This window comes from Sphingobacterium sp. CZ-UAM, from assembly GCF_002000245.1.
Lineage (GTDB): Bacteria > Bacteroidota > Bacteroidia > Sphingobacteriales > Sphingobacteriaceae > Sphingobacterium.
The window spans coordinates 832,811-852,318 of the sequence record NZ_MTCM01000002.1; the positions used below are offsets into that span (position 1 = coordinate 832,811).

Consider the following 19,508-nt stretch of genomic DNA (forward strand, 5'->3'; position numbering starts at 1 on the left):
ACAAATCTACTATTTAAAATTGATATTTTGAAGATTTGACTAGCTTAATTGTATAGTTTTATGTCATTTTTTAATAAGTAAATGACTTTTGTATTAAATTTTGGAAAATAAGTCTGGCAAGAAATCCAGGGTTTGTATAAGTGCCTTATTACTATTCATTATCGCCAGCGGAATGTTCCACGTGGCACGGTTTCTTTTTTCGACATAATTGGAGATTCCACGAAGTTCGATCACCGGAAGATCCATTTTGTCAGCAGCAAAGAAAACTGCTGCACCTTCCATGCTTTCGATACAGCTGTTGGGCTGTAGCTGCTGTACATTTGCAATACTGTCGGCATTCCCATGTACTTTATTTACTGTAATGCCATATCCCTGGGTTAAAAAAGGAAGCGATAGCTGTTTACCATGAAGCAAAGAAGACTCAAATGTTGACTTTCCATAGCCCAACTGTTCGATCGGGATAAACTCTAGGTCATCTTCTGCCCCCAATTCTACCAACGATTCCGCAATGACCTGCACCACCGTACCTATTTTCAAGTTGCGGTCAAAGCAGCCCCCAATGCCTATATTGATAAGGAGATCATATTTGTTTTCGTGTAGTACTCTTCCTAATTCAAATGCTGTCGCAACCATGCCTACGCCAGTGATCAGCGTGTCACAATTGGGGTAATTGGCGGCAACTTCCAGAAAAGGCTGAATTTCGAATTGCGTAGCGGCAACGATTAATATCTTCATGACAGACTTCTTTTAATAGTATGCGAAAATTACGAATTATCGCGGAGGTCTTTAGCACATTAAAATAAAAATCGGCGCGTGATCTTTAGCTCTCAATTATATTACCATATTCTGACGGCATTCCTAAAATAGAAATGTTAAAATTGGGCTCAAAGCCGTATCTTTGTATTATTATGATATTTATAACTCGTCGTGAACGTTTTTGTGCAGCACATAAGCTGTATCGTGAAGATTGGAGCAATGAACAAAACGAACAAGTTTTCGGGCTCTGTTCTAATCCAAATTGGCATGGGCACAATTATGACCTTTTTGTCACAGTCAAGGGGGAGGTAAATCCCGAAACTGGTTTTTTGATCGACTTAAAGATCATGAAGGAAATTATCAATCACAGTATCATTGATAAAGTGGATCATCGTAATTTCAATCTGGATGTTGAGTTTATGAAGGGTGTCATGGCTTCTACCGAAAATATCGCTATAGAGATATTTAAGATCCTGAAACCACAGTTTGAAGCACAGGGTGTGGCCTTGCATAGTGTTCGTTTACACGAAACCGAAAATAACTACGTCGAATATTTTGGCGATTAATCTTTAATACATTTAAATAGTAGAAACTATGGGTCAACACTCATTTGACAGCGAAGAGTTGGATGGATATATTAAGATCGACAAATACAATACTGAAAAAGTAGATCGCATCGCTTCTCATTATACAGATATTTTGGAATGCCTAGGAGAGGATCCCAAGCGTGAAGGCTTGGTAAAGACCCCCGAGCGCGTGGCCAAAGCACTGCAGTTTTTGACACATGGATATGATATCGATGCTGCTGAAGTACTCAGAGGAGCCATGTTTGAGGAAGATTATAGCCAGATGGTAGTTGTTAAGGATATCGAAGTGTATTCTTTATGTGAGCACCATATGTTACCTTTCTTTGGAAAGGCCCATATTGCTTATATTCCGAACGGACATATTGTAGGTTTGAGTAAAATTCCGCGTGTAGTGGATATCTTTGCCCGTCGTTTGCAGGTACAGGAACGTCTTACCAACGAGATTCGGGATTGTATTCAGGAAACGTTAGGTGCCCGTGGTGTTGCAGTTGTTATGGAGTGCAAACATATGTGTATGGCCATGCGCGGTGTGCAAAAACAGAATTCCGTTACAACAACCTCCGCATTTACAGGTGCATTTCAAAACGACGTGACCCGATCTGAATTTTTACGCTTGATCACAGCAGATTTAGCTTAATATTTTTGTTGTTAAATAATAAAAATACGCCCTCGAGAAGAACCTCTTCTCGAGGGCGTATTTTTTGATGAAATCTTGAAAAAAACACAAAATTCGAAAAATGAGGATATTGCGTTTTTGAGCTTTTAAGGCGACTCGTTACAAAATTCCTTTACAAACCAATAATTATATATAGCTGTTTTTCAGTGTTTTATAAAAAAATATTTTTATCATAAATATGTTTTTTGGTACCTTTGTGGTTATGGAAATTGTTGCCAACGATTTGGAGTCCTATTTGGAACATACTACAGACGATGAAAATTCGTTACTGAAAAGGGTAAATCGGGAGACATATTTGAAGGAAACAATGCCCCATATGTTATCTGGTCATTACCAGGGAAGAGTTCTTTCTTTATTGAGTAAATTGGTTGCTCCAAAACGTATTTTGGAGATCGGAACTTTTACGGGATATGCAACATTATGTCTCGCAGAAGGGCTTCAGCAAGATGGAGTTTTACACACCATTGATATCAATGAAGAGCAACAAGAACGGGTCCAAGGATATTTTGATGCGTCTGAATTCGCAGATAAGATCCGATATCATATTGGCGATGCAGCGGAGATCATACCTACATTAAATGAAACATTTGATCTGGTATTTATTGATGCTGATAAAAAGAGAAATTTATATTATTTCGAAACAATAATAAATCAAGTTCCGTCTGGGGGACTCATTTTGATTGACAACGTCTTATGGAAAGGTAAGGTGTTAGATTCAAAACCAGACAACCAAACAAAGCAGATCATTGATTTGAATGCACGTTTAGCTCAGGACAAGCGCGTAGAGAAGGTAATATTACCGATTCGAGACGGACTTTTTGCGTTGCGCAAGAAGTAATTTGTGAACTAAAACATTCTTCATGAATTTAAAACAATTAAAAAGCTTTGTACTGGTACTGGCTTTAGCAACTTTTGGAATTTCAAAAGTTTCAGCTCAAAGTGCGGCATATGTCGATAAGTACAGTCCAATAGCAAAAGAAATGATGGAGGAACACGGTGTTCCAGCATCGGTTATCTTAGCCATCGCTATGCATGAAAGCGGAAATGGTGGTAGCAGGATAGCAAAAAATTTGAATAACCATTTTGGTGTCAAAGGAAAGAATAACAGCACTGTTATTCGATCAGCTTACAAAGGTTATCGGTCTGTATTGGACTCGTATGATGACTTTGTAGGAATAGTAAAGAGAAAGAAGACTACCCAAAGCCTTTTTGAAAAACATCCAGGGGAAAAATATGAAGCTTGGGTAAAGGCAATAGCTCGTTCAGGTTACTCCACGAGTAGAGACTGGACAGCGAAAGTACTTAAAACGATCAAACTCTATCACCTTGATATGTTTGATAACGATTCCAAGCAAAATAAGTTCTCGTCTACTAAAAAATAAGCACGACAGTATTGCATGAAGAAGTTTTTTTATGGCATGATTGTATTCATGATGTTGATTACATCATGTTCAAGCCGGAGAGGCACCTTATCATCCTCTAAATCCGGATCCAATTCAAAAACTTCTTCATCTTCAACAGGCCGACCCACCATGGCTGGGAATGACTACATTGCGCATTATAAAGACATTGCCATTGCAGAAATGAACAAATATGGTATTCCGGCCAGTATTAAACTCGCTCAGGCCTTGCTAGAATCCGGCAATGGTAATAGCTTCCTGGCTCGTGAAGCAAATAATCATTTCGGTATCAAGTGTGGTGGCGTATGGAAAGGCAAATCCGTGACCCGTCCTGATGATAATATTAACGATTGCTTCCGTGTATACGACAATCCTCAACAGTCGTTTAGGGATCATTCGGAGTTTTTATTACGTCCCCGCTATTCGGCCTTGTTCAAATTGGACAAGGATGATTACAAAGGTTGGGCAAAAGGGCTTAAGGCTGCAGGATATGCGACCAATCCCCGCTATCCGGATTTATTGATCGAAATGATCGAACGCTATCATCTTGACCAATACGACCGGAAAGAGACGCCGACACAAAAGGTCATGCGTGAAGAGGTCGTGAAAGAGGAGATTGTCCATAATGTTGAGGAAACACCTCCCGCTGTTGTGAAAACGGAAGAGATCAAAAGCCCAGTAGCAATGCGTATTCATGAAGTGAAAGCGCAGGAAACCCTCTATTCACTGAGCAAACTCTATAATGTCTCTGTGGAGCAAATCAAATCTTTAAATGGTCTTACAGATGAAGCATTGTCCCTAGGACAGCTATTGGTTATATCTAAATAGTTACGCTTTAAAAGATGTTAAATATTTCAGTTTTGTATGGCGATATAGTAGTTTTACGAAAGTGAAACTAATGCGTTATATTTTTCTGTTCGTAGCCATATTGGGCAGTTCTCCCCTACTTTTTTGTCAGGAAAAGAAAGTTGAAGGAATTGTATTTGACAAAAAAACCAAACAACGTATCGGAAATGTGAAACTTGCCAATTTAAGGACAGGCGAGGTATTCTATAATAATACTAAAGGTGAATTCGATTTTCTGGCCCGGATAGGTGATCAGATTGTTGCCATGAGCAAGGAATATTTTTCAGATACCCTTGCTGTTGACAATAAAGGGTTGTTGTTGTTTCATTTGAGAAGGGAGTCTATCTATATTGATGAGGTTCAGGTGTCCGCACGAAAGAACCCCGAGGAAATTCTGAAAAAGGCTAAAGAAGATTATGAGAAAGCCTACCGCTTGGCGGGATATGGCGATGTATTTTCAGTGGGACCTAGCGGGGCAGGATTGAGTATCAACTCCATTTATAGTCTATTTAGTAAAGAAGCCAAGAGAGCGCGTAGACTGACGAAGACTATAGAAAACGATTATAAGGAAAATGTGATCGACTACAAATTTACGAAAGAACTTATCAGTAAGGTTACGGGGCTCAATGTTGAGGAGTCAGAACGGTTTAGAAGAATATTTAGACCATCCTATTTTTTTATCCTGGCGGCAAGCGATTACGAAGTCACAAATTACATCAAAGATTGCTATTCACGTTACCGAATGAATCCTTCGCAATATTTTATTGAGCCTTTTCCAACAATTAATTATAAATTAGTACCGTAAACAAAAAATAGAGTTTTCAGAATGAAGTTATTCAATTTTGTCGGCATGGCTTTGCTTTGCCTTTCTTTTACAAGTATAAAGGCGCAGGATCTGAAGGATCTTAGAGCAAAACCAGATACCGTAATTTCTGTACAAGAAGAGCTACCTTTAAATATAAAAACCATTCGTCCGGTTGTACCCCAACTCAATCTTGAAGTCGATTACTGGAAACATTGGACTAAATTTGGTATCAACTTAAACCAGGCTTCCTTTAACGATAATTGGAAGGGGGGCGGTGTCGGATCTATCGCTATTGGTCTCAATGCCAATCACAAATCAGATTATACCCGTGACAACTTTAATTTTGTGACCGAAGTTGATCTCCGTTATGGTAAGATCAAGAATACAAATAATATCGCAAAAAAGAATAATGACCGTATATTTTGGGATAACAAGTTATCTTATAAATTGTCGGCAAACTGGGCCTTGTTTACATCGGTAACCTTCGAGTCACAATTTGATGCGGGTTATAAATATAAAGCTGTAAATGGTAAGGACACGATTGATTATATTGAAAATGCGTTTATGGCGCCGGCCTATTTAACAGAATCATTCGGTCTTGAGTATAAGCCGAGCAATGAGTTTTCGTTGCGTTTTGGTACGGGTACCGCACGGCAGACCTTTATTTTGGATGAGCGTGTAAAACCTCGTTCTGGAGAAGGATTTTATCAAAAGTACGGCTATTATAGAGATCCTGCCAATCCTACGGTAGGTACTGGGGAGAGATTTGGGGTGAAAGAAGACCGTTCTTTTGCCAATGCGCTGGCATTCCAGCTTACGGGCAACTTAGATAAGAATTTTACAGATAAATTGAATGTAAAAGCACGTTACAATTTATTTGCGGACTATGAGAAGATTTCGGATCCTACCCATCGCCTTGATGTAACCGTAACAGCAAAAGTGACCCGGGTAATCAACGTCAATCTGAATGGAATTATGATCTATGATCCAGATGTGATTTCAAGAGTGCAATTGAGCCAGTCATTGGCTATGGGAATTGTCTATAGTTTACCAAAATAATGTTTAGACCAGTGTCAGTTGGGATTGTATTTGCTGTGTTGATGTCCTTGGCGAGCTGTAAATCCAAGGGACAAGCTGCTGCTATGGCCAAACCATTGGTTGCTTCTTTCCTCCCTGGTGCAGCATTGGAGGAGAAGGTTGTGGTCAAGCCCGATACAAATCAATTGACACCGCAGGAAAGAAAAGTGATCTTCTTACAGAAGACAGGTGAACACCCCTACTGGCGGCAGGCTGAAGCTATACACTATGATGTCCGCAAACCAAATTTTGTGATTATCCACCATACGGCACAGGATAGTGTAGGCCAGACGATCAAGACATTCCAGATCCCGCGCACCAAAGTGAGTTCACATTATGTGATCGGCCGCAACGGTGAGATTATCCAGATGTTGAATGACTACGTGCGTTCGTGGCATGCCGGTGTAGCTAAATGGGGAACTATTGTGGACATGAACTCTTGTTCTATCGGAATTGAATTGGACAATAATGGCAGGGAACCCTTTCCCGATGCGCAGATCAATTCACTGATCACTGTTTTGGATACATTAAAATCACGTTATCTGATTCCTGACAATAATTTTATCGGTCATGCGGATATCGCTCCGGCACGTAAAAATGATCCCAGTGTTTTCTTTCCCTGGAAGAAGCTGGCGGAAAAAGGATTTGGCATCTGGTATGATGAAGGTCAGCTCGTTGCCCCTCCCGATAGTTTTAATGCCATTGACGCGCTTAAGATCATTGGGTATGATACATCTAATCTAAAAGCCGCGATCGTTGCCTTTAAACGTAAATTTATCGTACGCGATACAACGCCCGAGTTGACGGTTTATGATAAAAGTGTACTTTATAATATTTACAAGAAATACTAATAAGCTGTCAAAAGGCGAATCCTGATCACTGATACCAAATAAGACGTTGGTATCTCGGTCTATAAAACGAAAAGTCCGGGGTTGCTATGAATCCGGACTTTTTTATGTTCGCGGACATTAAGAAGCCTCTCTAAATTAAATTCCGATTCGTAATCAGCGCCTTTGTATGGGGGCTATTATCCTATTTCTTCCGGATTGTTGCTATTGTGTCTTGCTTATGTCGGATATAGTCGCATCTCTTTTGAGCGAAAGCTGTATCAAATAAGCGATAATCATTACCGCCACACAGCCAATGAGATTCAGCCATAGAAAAGGAATCTTGTCCAGGTACCAAATACCAATGACCATGATTTCAGAGAGAATCGCGGCGATGAAAACAGCCTTTCCCTGAATTTTTTTTAGATAGAAGGCAACGATAAATATGCCTAGGATCGTACCGTAGAATAAAGAACCTAAGATGTTTACCGCTTCCAAAAGATTGCCCAGTCTGTTTGCATATAGGGCGATGACAACTGTAAAGACACCCCAGGCTAAGGTAAATATACGCGACCAAAGGAGATCCTGTCTTTCAGTAGCATTGCGGTTTATAAAACGTTTGTAAATATCTATCGTTGTTGTTGAAGCCAGCGAATTAATTGCACTGGCGGTAGAACCCATGGAGGCCAGAAAAATAACGGCGATCAGCAGGCCGATCAGCCCCTTGGGAAAGGCTTTGGTGACAAAGGACAGGAATACATAGTTATTATCGTTTGTCTCGGCTGCCGGATTGTTTTTCTTGATAAGTGTCAGTGTGCTGTCTTTCACTTGCTGCATTTGTGCATTCAGTTGATGCAATGCCGAACGGGAAGTCTCAATGTTCTCCTCATCATTCTTATCTAGCGCTGTATTGAGATCATTGACGATAGATTCACGCTGCTGAAATAACTGAGTATGTGTTTGTTCCAGTTCTTGATAGGAAGCGGCATATTGACTTTCTTTCAACTTCTGTACTTCGACCTGGTTGAAGAAGATAGGCGGTTGGTGGTATTGGTAGTAAGTAAATACGAGGACACCGATCAATAGGATGGCAAATTGCATGGGGATCTTTAAAAGGGCATTCATAATTAATCCCATTCTGCTTTCCTTTATGGACGATCCGGTTAGATAACGGCCTACCTGGCTTTGATCTGTTCCGAAATAAGATAACTGCAGAAAAAAACCACCGATCAACCCTGTCCACAGCGTATAGTTGTTGTTGAGGTCAAAAGTGAAGTCAAGGGCATTGGTTTTACCTGATTTGCCGGCAATGTGCAACGCTTTAGAAAGGCCAACATCTGCCGGGAGCAAATGGATGACGAGCACACCAGCAATAAGAAGTGACCCAAATATAATGCTCATTTGGAGCAATTGCGTGTGAGATACAGCTTTAGTGCCCCCATAGGTGGTGTAGATAACCACAAAACTTCCGATAATCAGCGTTGTTAGTGTCAGGTCTATGTGGAGAATAGCCGAAATGATCAACGATGGGGCAAAAATAGTGATACCCGTTGAAATACCACGCTGGATCAAAAATAGCAATGCGGTGAGCCCACGGGTCCTGACATCGAATCGTTTCTCCAGAAATTCGTAGGCAGTGAAGACTTTAAGTCTGTGAAATATTGGGATAAAGGTAATACAGAGTACAATAATGGCCAAAGGGAGACCAAAATAAAACTGTACAAAACTCATCCCAGAGGAGTATGCTAATCCGGGAGCAGACAAAAAAGTAATGGCACTCGCCTGAGTGGCCATTACCGAAAGCCCGACATGGTACCAAGGCAAAGAACGATTGCCCAAAAGATAACCATCAATATTTTTTATCCCTCGACTTTTATAGATGCCATAGACGACAATCGACAAAAGTGTTAGCAATAGAACGATCCAATCTACCGTACTCATGAATAATGTTTCGTAAAAAAGTACAGAAAAAGGATAAATATAAATAGCCAGATAACGACTATCCAATAGTAACGTTTCCAGCTATTCATGTTGTTTTTTATCTATCTGAGGCTTTTTGAGGATAGATAACACTGTTAAAAAATGCAGCGATAATCAATCCGATAACAGCACCGCCAATGATACTTAAAAATGTCTCATTTGCAGTGAAGCCAATTAATGCACCAAATACTACAGCAACTAAAAGGATAATTCCTTTAGCTTTTCCTGCATCTATTGTTGTACAGTTGTTGTCAATCTGATTTTCCATTATGATATTCTATTTTGATTTTGATAACAAATTTACAAATAATCTGTAAGCTCCGGGAATTCCCGCAGGTAATTGTCTAAAAAAAGATAAGGATGTATACACAAATTTCCCTTTCCCGTAGTCAGCAATCAAAAGAGATCCTTTATGCAAAGGCTCGCCCGGATCCTGCATGCTGATCGGTGTACGGTATCTTTTGTCAATATTTTCAGCAAAGTACAATCCCCGCTCCTGTACCCAATTGTCAAAGTCAGCTTTTGTAATTTTATTGGGATAATTGAAAACAGGATCTTTTTCGTCAAAATGAACAGTAGCAAGTTCATCAGTAACCCGGCTCCTTCCAAGGCTAAACGCATAGGGACCAAAATTTTTCGAAACCAAGCCATTGCTGACATTGTATTGTTCAAGAACAGTTCCACCCTTACTGACATAGTCCATCAGTCTATCTTGAATCTGAATGATATCTTTGTTGACATTAAAGATCCTTACGCCCAGGATAACCGCATCATAACCTGAAAGGTCGCTTTTTAAAAGCTGCTCGCCCGTTAGGACATCTACATAAATACCAATAGCGTTGAGCGACTCCGGAATGAGGTCCCCAGCGCCATGGATATAAGCTACTTTCTTAATTTCGTTGTTCAGATGGATATTGCTCATCCTGACAGCGGCATCAGGAAAGTAAACGATCTCCGGAATATGGTTATAACCTATTGATTTTATCTCTTTTAGCCTATCCTTTTGATCGACTTGGAAAAGTAGGGTATCAATAGACGAAACAGTGGCATCTAAGGGGCTTATGGTGATCTCTTTGGAGAGATTGCTGACATCTGAGGCAAACTGGAGTTCAAACGAAGCCGGTGATATCTTCCAGCCTTTTGCACCGATAGCCTTTACATTGAATGATTGTGTCTGATCCTGTCCGTTTTTTTTGAACATGAGGTTTACTTTAACGGATTGGGCATTTTGAGTGAGCGCCAGCGGGCTGGAGCTCTTTGCAGTAAGTTGTGGAAGGACAACTATCGGATTGTAGATTTCGCCGCGAACGGGATCCGTATATTTATATTGTATATGCTGGTCAAACGCAATTGCGGTCCCATTGATCAATAATTCAAACCGTACTTTTGGATTATTGGGGTTTTCGGGATAACCGGTTAGATTGAAATCACTGACATTAAATTTTCCTTTGGCGTGACGTTCATTTAGCCAATAAGGCTGTGTTGAATTTGTTGCGCTAACGGTAGCAGCATCTTTTAAAAGAAGGTTGTTGACAAGGTTTTTATGCACCTCTTTGCCATTTAGCTTAGCTAATTGTACGGTAACATCCGGACGTCGTGCAATAATGGCGTTGTCGACATTGATCTGATCACCTACAGCATATTCAGGATTTTTTGCGATACTTTCAAACCAAATTCCGGCACAGGCTAAGATTAATTTCTCTACCTCCTTTTTCTTCTCATTTTTCCAGTATGTATCATTGATCAGATCAAGGGCTTTATAGAGCTGGATCAGGTCAGGTAAAGAGGATTCTGGTCTATCTATCCGATAGTTCTGGTTAATTTTTGTGATCAGTGCCTGTACTGTTTCGCTATTTGCGATCCTTTTCCAGGAAGTATCTATTCCTTCCAACGGGGAAGCTTTGGCGGGAGTCCCGTCGACATATTCAAAATACTCGATGGAAGAACCGCGTTGAGCGGCCGATCCGAAGCCCTGGCTTTTGTGTGAGGAACGGCTATGTGCGGCAATTTCACCATAGGAAGCCCCTATAAGCGCATTATAGTTGCCGATATCCACCTTCAGCTGATCTTCACTTGTATTGTCCTGTCCGCCGAAATTAAATGTATTCCAAAGGAGGCGTTTCGCCTGCCAGGTTTTTACGTATTGGAGCTGTTCGGGAAACTGTTTGGGATCCGCTGCGGCCTTAAAAGCTTCGTGTGCCAACATCGCTGAGGCCTGGTGGTGGCCATGTCCGCCCCTGGCATCGGGGGGAAACCTTGTTATGATGACATCAGGCCTGAATTTGCGGATCAACCATACTGCTTCGGCGAGCACCCGTTGTTTGTCCCAGAAGGCAAACGTTTCTTCGGGTGTTTTGGAAAACCCAAAGTCATAGGCTGAGGAGAAAAATTGTTCCCCTTTATCAATCTTTCGTGCGGCAAGAAGTTCCTGCGTACGGATGAGTCCCAGTTCGATGCCCTGTTCGGTACCGATGAGATTTTGCCCCCCGTCACCACGTGTCAGGGATAAATAGCCTGTTCGATATTTTTTCTCCTGGGCCAACCAGGCGATCAGACGGGTGTTTTCGTCATCTGGATGCGCTGCAAAGTACAAAACAGAGCCTAAAACATTCAGTTTTTCTAGGTTAAGCTTGATCTCGGCGGCATTCCACTGTGGATTTTGTGCTTGTGCAGTTGATTTTGACAAGATACTCGCCAATAGAATAAGGACAGAAAGAAAGGGTTTTCGCATGTTTAAAGATAAAGATTTCATCCAAAACCGCATCGTTGTGCATTGTAATTTTAATGTATATTATTCGCTATAAAGTAGATGAAACCGCACGAAAATAAACAAGTTAGCTCATATTCATCTTAAATAAAAAACGGAAATTCCAACCAAGTTGAAATTTCCGTTTAACAATTAAAATATTTTTTCCTGAAACGAATTTTTAGAGAATAGTTATTTTGTCGCTTCGCTCCAAGTGGCAACCTTTAACATAGTAAATATATGTAGAAAATATTTAGTTCTGTCAGATTCCTTCAATTAGTTTTCCACATTGCTAAATTTTGTCAACAATTTAGCTTTTGGGCAACTAAAAATATGAAAAAGAAAGTTTCACTTTAGGGTGTTTGATCAAGCAAAATTATTTGTCAATAGCTCCTAAAACACGTTTCATAAACATATTTAAAGCATCTTTTTTCGAATTGCCTTCTTTTATCAATTTATCAACCTCTACAGCTCCGTATAGGTTAGAAATTAATTCACCGATCACGTCGAGTTCCTCATCTTTCAATGGAGCTTCGGTAAGCGCTTCCAATGTCTCGATGGTCTCCAGTACATAGTCGACATCGTTCTGTTCGATGAATTCTGTAAGATGTTTAATTACCGGCAGCTTCATTGAATAATTCTACTAATGCGTCCAACTTATTTGTTTGTACTTGATTCACCAATTTACCGTTTTTAAATGCAGCAAATGTAGGTAGGTTATTGACGTTAGCCAATTTGCGTGATTCCGGAAATTTCTCCGCATCAGCGATGATAAAAGGAACATCCTCATTTTCGCCGGACAATTTCTTGAATTTTGGTTTCATGATTTTGCAGTTACCACACCAGGTAGCGGCATACTGAACCATCACAATATCGTTATTGTTTACAATTTCTTGTAAATTATCGTTTTCTAATTCTTGTAACATGATTTTATTATTAAGGTGATTGATGGAGAAATCAACAGGAGCCGGGATAAAGGCCCCTGTTGATAAGACCTAGGGTCTTTTATTGTTAGTGCTTAGCTAAATAGTCAGCTACACCTTTTCTGTCTGCATTCATTGCATCTTTACCTTCTTCCCAGTTTGCAGGACATACTTCGCCAAATTTTTGTACGTGAGCATAAGCGTCGATAAGACGTAAATATTCTTTTACGTTACGACCCAAAGGCATATCGTTTACAGACTCGTGGAATACACGGCCAGTTTCGTCGATCAAATAAGTAGCTCTGTAAGTAACAGCAGATCCTTGTGCTAATGTTCCGTACTCAGGGTGCTCAACTTCCTGAACGTCCAAGATACCCAATACGCTAGACAAGTTGCGGTTAGTGTCAGCTAAAATAGGATATTCAACACCTTCGATACCGCCATTATCTTTTGCAGTGTTTAACCAAGCAAAGTGAACTTCGTTTGTGTCGCAAGAAGCACCGATTAAGATCGTGTTGCGTTTTTCAAATTCAGCAGCAGCTTCTTGGAAAGCATGTAACTCTGTAGGACATACAAAAGTGAAATCTTTTGGATACCAGAACAAAAGTACTTTTTTACCTTCTTTAACTGCTTTTTCGAAAATGTTGATCTGCAAATTGTCGCCTAAATAATCGATTGCATCTACTGTAATGCTTGGAAAACTTTTACCTGTGAAACTCATAATATATCTTTCTTTTTTGTTGGCACAAAGATAAGGCAACTCCGATCAAAAAGCGAATTGATTTTACCAATACACTATCATCAAAATCTATTATGACTGGAATATAACAATAAGTTTTTATTATATTAATATGGCCTTGATGATGCGTTTATATGGGATCGGGGACATTTCGATAAAAATAAAACAATTCATACTGGGGTAGTTACAGATTAATGCGTCAAAATAGTTGCACATCTGCTGCGCAAAACCTACTTTTGCGACGTTCTATTTCAAAATAGCGCAATGCTGGAGGGGTTCCAGAGCGGTCAAATGGGACGGACTGTAAATCCGTTGCTTCGGCTTCGAAGGTTCGAATCCTTCTCCCTCCACATTTTTTCCCTTTATAAAAGTCACTTTAAATTTCCTGCCAAATAGATGAACACATTGCAAAGAGGGCAATCTGTTTAAGGTAGCTGCTTTGGGCTGTTGCGTCTATATTTATGAGTGGACTGTCGCAGGGGTGTCTGGGGCTACTCCAGATTAATCCTTAGCTACTTCCGTTATTGGATGTATATAGTCATGTGGCGGTAGTTGAGGCATTGTTGAATATTATCGAATATTTTTTTCTTGTAATAGAGCCAAAAAAAATATAGTGCGGATTTTCATGTAGCTATTGACTTATTTATAAAATAAACCTAAGTTTGGCTTTTGAAATGGCCCCGTAGTTCAACGGATAGAATAGATGTTTCCTAAACATTTGATAGCAGTTCGATTCTGCTCGGGGCTACATAGAAAGAAGTGACGTCAGCAATGTCGCTTTTCGATTGCAGGAGAAATACCATAAAAGGTACTTCTCCTGTTTATTTTAGGATACCATCATCTTTGCTATTCTCTCTATAGCTATTCTTCCAATAACGCTGCTAATTGGACTGGTTTTTCTTAAATAAGGATGATCTTCAGGCCAGAGTAAACATGGTAAACCGAGACCGCCGAAAATATCGCAGGGAACAGTGGTAAGACATCAATAAAATAGCGCAGATCAAAAACAACTAAGTATACTAAGAAGATATTATTAAAGCGAATACTGTTACGAATTTGGCTGCGGTTCCCTAAATAGGGATAACCTTCCAACCATGCCGAACATAAGCAGGCCGAAGCAGGCGAAAACACCATATGAATATCGGAGACTAAGAACCTCTGCGATATAACCGATCAGCGGCGGCCCCATTAGAAAACCGAGATAACTAATACTGGAAACCATAGCCAATGCCACGCCTGATGGTACATTTTTGTTTTGGCCAGCGATACTATAGATAGACGGTACATTACAGGCAACACCGATCCCCACAAGCATAAAAGCAAGGGTGCATACAATAAACTGGGGGAAAACGACCGAGGTCATCATGCCCACAAACATCAGGAGCCCGCTATATTGTAAGGTTCTTTTTCTTCCCAATTTACGAATTACACCATCACCCACAAAACGGCCTATAGCCATCATGATCATAAAAGACGCATAGCCCATGACTACGAATTTTTCGGGAGCATGTACAATTTCCTTAAAGTATACCCCGCTCCAGTCAAACATGGCTCCCTCGGTTGCCATACTAAAAAAGCCAATGATACCCAGTTGTAAAAGGCTTCCCTCCGGTTTGGAAAAGAAACTCCGCTTTTCTTTCTGTGGCGATTTTCCCGGAACCAGATACCGCTGATTAATCAAGGTATTGCCCGTGACGAAAGCCAGTATGATCAAGAAATGGGGCAGTGTATCCAGGCCAAGGTTCATGGTCAGCAGTCCAACTAACGCTCCGGTAAAACCAGCGATACTCCAGGCTCCGTGAAAAGAAGTCATAATAGACTTTTTATAGATCTGCTCTGTAGCGACCCCTTGTGTATTGACCGAGATGTTGCACATATTACCTGTGACGCCAAAAAGAAATAGAATAGCACCCAGTTGCCAGGCATTTTGAGCAAAGGCGATAGCGCACAGAACCAATGCGTAAGCAATCGGTACGATACGTAGGACTTTGGCGCTGCCATATTTGGTAACCAACTTGCCCGAAAGAGCCATTGTCGCCAGTTGTCCTACAGGAAGCATCAATAGAATTGTTCCCAGTTGTCCTTCGCTCAAATGGAGGCGCTCCTTGATAACAGGAATTCGACTGGCCCAGGATGCGAAAGCAATGCCCTGACAAAAAAAGAAAAGTGATACCGCAATCCGTATGCGATTGCGCTTGTTGTAAAGTTCTTCCTCTGAGAGAGTTAACGTTGCGTCCATAGTATTCGATTTGAGCGTGCAAAGTTACGGATAAGTATTTCATTTTACGATAGGATCAGTAAAGAAATTTGGCAGTCCGGTCCTAACAGAAAAAATGATCGTTAAATTGAGCGAGCGAGCAATAAGCAATTAAAGCCAAGTGATAATTATCGTCAAAACGCGCTCTAATTATCGTCTTCTGTTTAGTTGATCAAATATAGTGGTTGTGATAATTATCTTCGTCTCTTTGTTGGATAAATTAGTTTGATTTTAAATAGTTTATTATCAGTGACCTATATGTTTCCTGTTTCTGGTTAGCCCTTGCTGATTGCTGCTATGTTCAGCGGCCAGATGTTGAATATATATCCCGTATTTTACATTAAATATACGAAGATGTTCAATCAATACCTCTAACATCCAGCTAAATTCAATAAAATTGTAAAATTCGCAATACTTCAACGGTTTTTCAATAAGCTATTCTATTTTTGTTAAAGGCAAACAATTATTAGCCGCCTAGATATAATGATAAAAAAACTGCTTTTAAGTGCAGTTCTCGCCTATGGTGGAACTGCTTATGTTGTTGCGCAGCAACCGACATTCCTCTCTCATCCTGCATTGACGCCCGATGGGAAGGAGATGGTATTCAGTTATGAAGGTGATCTTTGGAAAGTGGCAAGCCAAGGTGGGGTTGCTGTCCGGCTTACCGGGATGGAAGGTAATGAGATCAATCCCCGAATCTCCCCAGATGGCAAATGGTTAGCATTCTCGGCCAATCAAAATGGGAATATGGACGTCTATGTCATGCCCTTGGCGGGCGGGGACATCCGTCAGTTGACCGCACATGATGCCGCGGATGAAGTGGATAGTTGGAGCTGGGACAGTAAAACACTCTATTTTACTTCGACACGTTATAATCGTATGGGTGGTTATCAGGTCTCAGTAGATGGCGGTACGGCAACACGCCTATTTCCACATTTTTTTAATTACATCAGCGGTATTGTTCCTACCCCATCAGGAGAGCTCCTATTCAACGATAGCTGGGAAGGATATAGTTCGGCAAACCGCAAGCGCTATAAAGGAGCATTCAACCCGGATATCCGTTCCTATAATCCCAAAACAAAAACCTTTCAACAGTATACAGACTACGTCGGAAAAGACCTATGGCCTACGATAGACCAAAAAGGAACGATATATTACGTTTCGGATGAAAACAACGGCGAATACAACCTGTATCAGCTCAACGGAAAGGCCAAAACAGCGTTGACAAGCTTTCCGGAATCTATTAAACGGCCCTTTGTGTCAGCAAACGGCGAGAAGATCGTATTTGAAAAGGGTTATCAGCTCTATATTTACGATGTCAATGGAAAGAAAACCTTGCAGCCTAATATTGCCTTGAACCGCAATCAGGTACTTGGCAAGTTGAAAGAGTTCAATATCACGGGGAATATCAGCAATTTTGATGTTTCCCCAGACGGCAAAAAAATTGCTTTTGTATCCAGAGGCGAGCTTTTTGTCTCCGATAGCGAGGGCAAGTTTGTCCGTCAGATGTCGGGGCAGGGTGAGCGCGTCATGGAGGTCAAATGGCTTAAGGATAGCAAAACCCTACTCTATAGCCAGACATTCCAGGGCTATCAAAATTGGTTTTCCCGCACGGCGGATGGCAAAGGTGAAGTGAAACAGCTGACCCAGGATCTTCGAAACAACCGTGATATTAGCTTTAATACTGATCGTACTAAAGCGGTATACCTAAGTGGCCGTGATGAGGTGCGTACTTTGGATCTCGTTAGTCTCAAGAGCCAGACCATAGTCAAAGACGAAATCTGGGGATTCCAAAATTCTTCGCCCTCATTTTCGCCAGACGGCAATTATTTGCTATTTACCGCAATGCGTAATTTTGAGCAGGACATCTTTGTCCATAACCTCAAGAGTGGACAAACGACCAACCTGACCAATACCGGTGTCTCCGAGACCAGCCCCTATTGGTCGCCAGACGGCAAGTATATTTATTTTGCAAGTAATAGAACAAAGCCCTCATACCCTACCGGAATGCAAAATTCGAGCATCTTCCGTATGGCGCTGACCAATTTTGACCAACCTTATCGCAGTACGAAGTTTGACGAATTATTTGCTCAGCCAACAGTAAAAAAAGATTCGGTCGCAAATAAGCCAACAGCGCCTAAAAAAGAAAATGATGCCAAGGATAAGAGCAAGGTCAATGCGGATAAGAATAAACCGGCAGCTTCTAGTCCGGAACCCAAGAAAACCGTCTTGGTGCAGCTTGATCTTGAGGGGTTGCGGGATCGTATTGAGCAGGTCAGCCCTGCATTTGGGACACAATATAACCCTTTGGTGATCCAAAAGGCAGACAAGACCTATGTTTTCTATGGGTCTGACCATGAGGGCAAGTTCAGCGCCTACCGTACGGTTTATGAACCATTCACGGCTCCCAAAACAGAGAAGGTTATCGAAGGCGGTATGGGCCTGGTGCAGGAATCTGCCGGTAAGTACTTTGTGCTGCATCGAGGTATCATACAGAAGTATAATCTGGAGGCGAATAAGCTCGATGCGATAACCATGAGCTATAAATTCAATAGAGATCTTGAGAAAGAGTTTAACCAGATGTTTTATGAGACCTGGGCCAATCTGGAAGAGAACTTTTATGACCACAATTTCCATGGTGTAGACTGGACAGCAACCAAAAAGAAATATGAGAAATATCTGCCCGGAATCAATGACCGCAATGACTTGCGTATTCTCCTGAACGATATGTTAGGGGAGCTGAATTCCTCTCACCTTGGCTTTAGTTCCATGGGCGCAGAAGAACGCAAACCATTTGGCTTCGTGACCAATGAAATCGGCGTGGAATACGATAGTCAAAATCCTTATAAAATCAGTCGCATTGTGACCAATGGGCCGGCTGCAAAGAAAGAAGTGGATATTAAATCCGGTGACGTACTGGTCGCTGTCAATGGTGTTAAATTAAATACTGCGGCAGACCGGGATAGTTATTTTACCTGGCCATCATTGGAAGAGGAAGTGCAGCTGACTTTAAACCGTAATGGTAAAGAAATCCATACCCATGTGCGACCAATTTCCGGTTCAGCTTTTAGGGAATTGATTTATGATGAATGGATCAAGGATAACCGCGGCCGTGTTGATAGGCTAAGTGACAATAAAATTGCCTATTCGCATATGAAGAATATGTCGGGTGGAGAGTTGCAACGCTTTCTCATCGACATGGCTGAGCAGGAAAATAACAAACAGGGGATTATCCTGGACTTACGTTACAATACCGGTGGAAATGTACATGATGAGGTGTTACGCTTTTTGTCGCAGCGTCCTTATCTACAATGGCAATATCGTGGCGGAAAGCGTGCACCCCAAAGTAATTTTGCACCCGCAGCCAAACCGATCGTGCTGTTGATCAATGAGCAATCGTTGAGTGATGCCGAAATGACCGCAGCGGGATTCAAAGCGCTAAAACTGGGCAAGATCATCGGTAATGAAACTTATCGCTGGATCATCTTTACCTCTGGCAAAGGATTGGTAGATGGTTCTTTTTACCGCTTACCTTCCTGGGGATGTTATACCCTCGATGGTCAGGATTTAGAGCAGACTGGTGTGGCGCCGGATATCTTTGTCAAAAATACGGTGCAGGACCGTATGGAAAACAAAGATCCGCAACTGGAGCGTGCAGTGAAGGAAATATTAGCTGATCTCAAATAGTGCGGTAACATGAATAAATGGCTATAAGCTGGCGGATTCCCTACAGCTATGGCTTTACCATATCTAAAGTCTATTTCGAAAAATAGCTTCCGAATTTGATTTGAAAGCGATATTGAAGATGGTGAACAGGCTGTGTCCGAGCATTTTTTGGACACAGCCTGTTTTTTATTTTTACTTGTATTCCTCTATTCCCTCTTTACAG

The 19,508-nt window shown here is 41.1% G+C and carries 17 protein-coding genes and 2 tRNA genes; 11 read left to right on the forward strand and 8 right to left on the reverse strand.

Annotation, left to right across the window (positions count from 1 at the left end; translation table 11 throughout):
- Positions 1–93: 93 nt before the first annotated feature.
- Positions 94–735 (reverse strand): futalosine hydrolase, encoded by a 642-nt coding sequence (gene mqnB, locus BWD42_RS13550; protein WP_077436908.1) that lies wholly within the window; start codon positions 733–735, stop codon positions 94–96.
- A gap of 173 nt (positions 736–908) precedes the next feature.
- Between mqnB and BWD42_RS13555 the strand changes: the two genes are divergently transcribed.
- From BWD42_RS13555 to BWD42_RS13590, 8 genes are all read left to right on the forward strand, one after another.
- Positions 909–1,322 (forward strand): 6-pyruvoyl trahydropterin synthase family protein, encoded by a 414-nt coding sequence (locus tag BWD42_RS13555; protein ID WP_077436909.1) that lies wholly within the window; start codon positions 909–911, stop codon positions 1,320–1,322.
- A 28-nt stretch (positions 1,323–1,350) separates the two neighbouring features.
- Positions 1,351–1,980: a GTP cyclohydrolase I FolE gene (folE, locus tag BWD42_RS13560; RefSeq protein WP_077436910.1), complete on the forward strand. Its 630-nt coding sequence runs from the start codon at positions 1,351–1,353 to the stop codon at positions 1,978–1,980.
- A 241-nt stretch (positions 1,981–2,221) separates the two neighbouring features.
- Complete coding sequence (locus BWD42_RS13565; RefSeq protein ID WP_077437018.1) at positions 2,222–2,857, forward strand: O-methyltransferase; 636 nt, start codon at positions 2,222–2,224, stop codon at positions 2,855–2,857.
- A 22-nt stretch (positions 2,858–2,879) separates the two neighbouring features.
- Positions 2,880–3,401, forward strand: coding sequence for a glucosaminidase domain-containing protein (locus tag BWD42_RS13570; protein WP_077436911.1), 522 nt, complete (start codon positions 2,880–2,882; stop codon positions 3,399–3,401).
- Positions 3,402–3,416: 15 nt separating this feature from the next.
- Positions 3,417–4,247, forward strand: coding sequence for a glucosaminidase domain-containing protein (locus tag BWD42_RS13575; protein ID WP_077436912.1), 831 nt, complete (start codon positions 3,417–3,419; stop codon positions 4,245–4,247).
- Positions 4,248–4,317: 70 nt separating this feature from the next.
- Positions 4,318–5,070 (forward strand): hypothetical protein, encoded by a 753-nt coding sequence (locus BWD42_RS13580; RefSeq protein ID WP_139351151.1) that lies wholly within the window; start codon positions 4,318–4,320, stop codon positions 5,068–5,070.
- A 21-nt stretch (positions 5,071–5,091) separates the two neighbouring features.
- A complete protein-coding gene (locus BWD42_RS13585; RefSeq protein WP_077436914.1) occupies positions 5,092–6,129 on the forward strand; it encodes a DUF3078 domain-containing protein in 1,038 nt (345 codons plus the stop codon).
- Positions 6,129–6,998, forward strand: coding sequence for an N-acetylmuramoyl-L-alanine amidase (locus BWD42_RS13590; RefSeq protein WP_077436915.1), 870 nt, complete (start codon positions 6,129–6,131; stop codon positions 6,996–6,998). Before BWD42_RS13585 ends, BWD42_RS13590 begins: the two co-directional genes overlap by 1 nt.
- 201 nt (positions 6,999–7,199) lie before the next feature.
- On the opposite strand, the gene BWD42_RS13595 is transcribed toward BWD42_RS13590, so the two are convergent.
- The 6 genes from BWD42_RS13595 to BWD42_RS13620 form a co-directional block, all read right to left on the reverse strand.
- The gene (locus tag BWD42_RS13595) at positions 7,200–8,915 is read right to left on the reverse strand and encodes a sodium:solute symporter (RefSeq protein ID WP_077436916.1); all 1,716 of its coding nucleotides are present in this window, start codon (positions 8,913–8,915) and stop codon (positions 7,200–7,202) included.
- A gap of 97 nt (positions 8,916–9,012) precedes the next feature.
- The gene (locus BWD42_RS13600) at positions 9,013–9,222 is read right to left on the reverse strand and encodes a hypothetical protein (RefSeq protein WP_077436917.1); all 210 of its coding nucleotides are present in this window, start codon (positions 9,220–9,222) and stop codon (positions 9,013–9,015) included.
- A gap of 9 nt (positions 9,223–9,231) precedes the next feature.
- Positions 9,232–11,685 carry a PIG-L family deacetylase gene (locus BWD42_RS13605; protein WP_077436918.1) on the reverse strand — a complete coding sequence of 818 codons (2,454 nt, stop codon included), beginning with the start codon at positions 11,683–11,685 and terminating at the stop codon, positions 9,232–9,234.
- Positions 11,686–12,076: 391 nt separating this feature from the next.
- Positions 12,077–12,331: a DUF6952 family protein gene (locus BWD42_RS13610; protein WP_077436919.1), complete on the reverse strand. Its 255-nt coding sequence runs from the start codon at positions 12,329–12,331 to the stop codon at positions 12,077–12,079.
- Positions 12,312–12,626: a thioredoxin family protein gene (locus tag BWD42_RS13615; protein ID WP_077436920.1), complete on the reverse strand. Its 315-nt coding sequence runs from the start codon at positions 12,624–12,626 to the stop codon at positions 12,312–12,314. The genes BWD42_RS13610 and BWD42_RS13615 overlap by 20 nt, the downstream gene beginning before the upstream one ends.
- Positions 12,627–12,711: 85 nt before the next feature.
- The gene (locus BWD42_RS13620) at positions 12,712–13,344 is read right to left on the reverse strand and encodes a peroxiredoxin (RefSeq protein ID WP_077436921.1); all 633 of its coding nucleotides are present in this window, start codon (positions 13,342–13,344) and stop codon (positions 12,712–12,714) included.
- Between the two features lie 287 nt (positions 13,345–13,631).
- Between BWD42_RS13620 and BWD42_RS13625 the strand changes: the two genes are divergently transcribed.
- Both BWD42_RS13625 and BWD42_RS13630 read left to right on the forward strand, forming a co-directional pair.
- A tRNA-Tyr gene (locus BWD42_RS13625) sits at positions 13,632–13,712 on the forward strand.
- A gap of 326 nt (positions 13,713–14,038) precedes the next feature.
- A tRNA-Arg gene (locus BWD42_RS13630) sits at positions 14,039–14,110 on the forward strand.
- Between the two features lie 300 nt (positions 14,111–14,410).
- Here BWD42_RS13630 and BWD42_RS13635 read toward each other — a convergent pair.
- Entirely contained in the window at positions 14,411–15,601 is a 1,191-nt protein-coding gene (locus BWD42_RS13635; protein WP_077436922.1) for an MFS transporter, read from the reverse strand.
- A 501-nt stretch (positions 15,602–16,102) separates the two neighbouring features.
- On the opposite strand from BWD42_RS13635, the gene BWD42_RS13640 reads away from it, so the two are divergent.
- Positions 16,103–19,306: a S41 family peptidase gene (locus BWD42_RS13640; RefSeq protein WP_077436923.1), complete on the forward strand. Its 3,204-nt coding sequence runs from the start codon at positions 16,103–16,105 to the stop codon at positions 19,304–19,306.
- Positions 19,307–19,508: the final 202 nt, after the last annotated feature.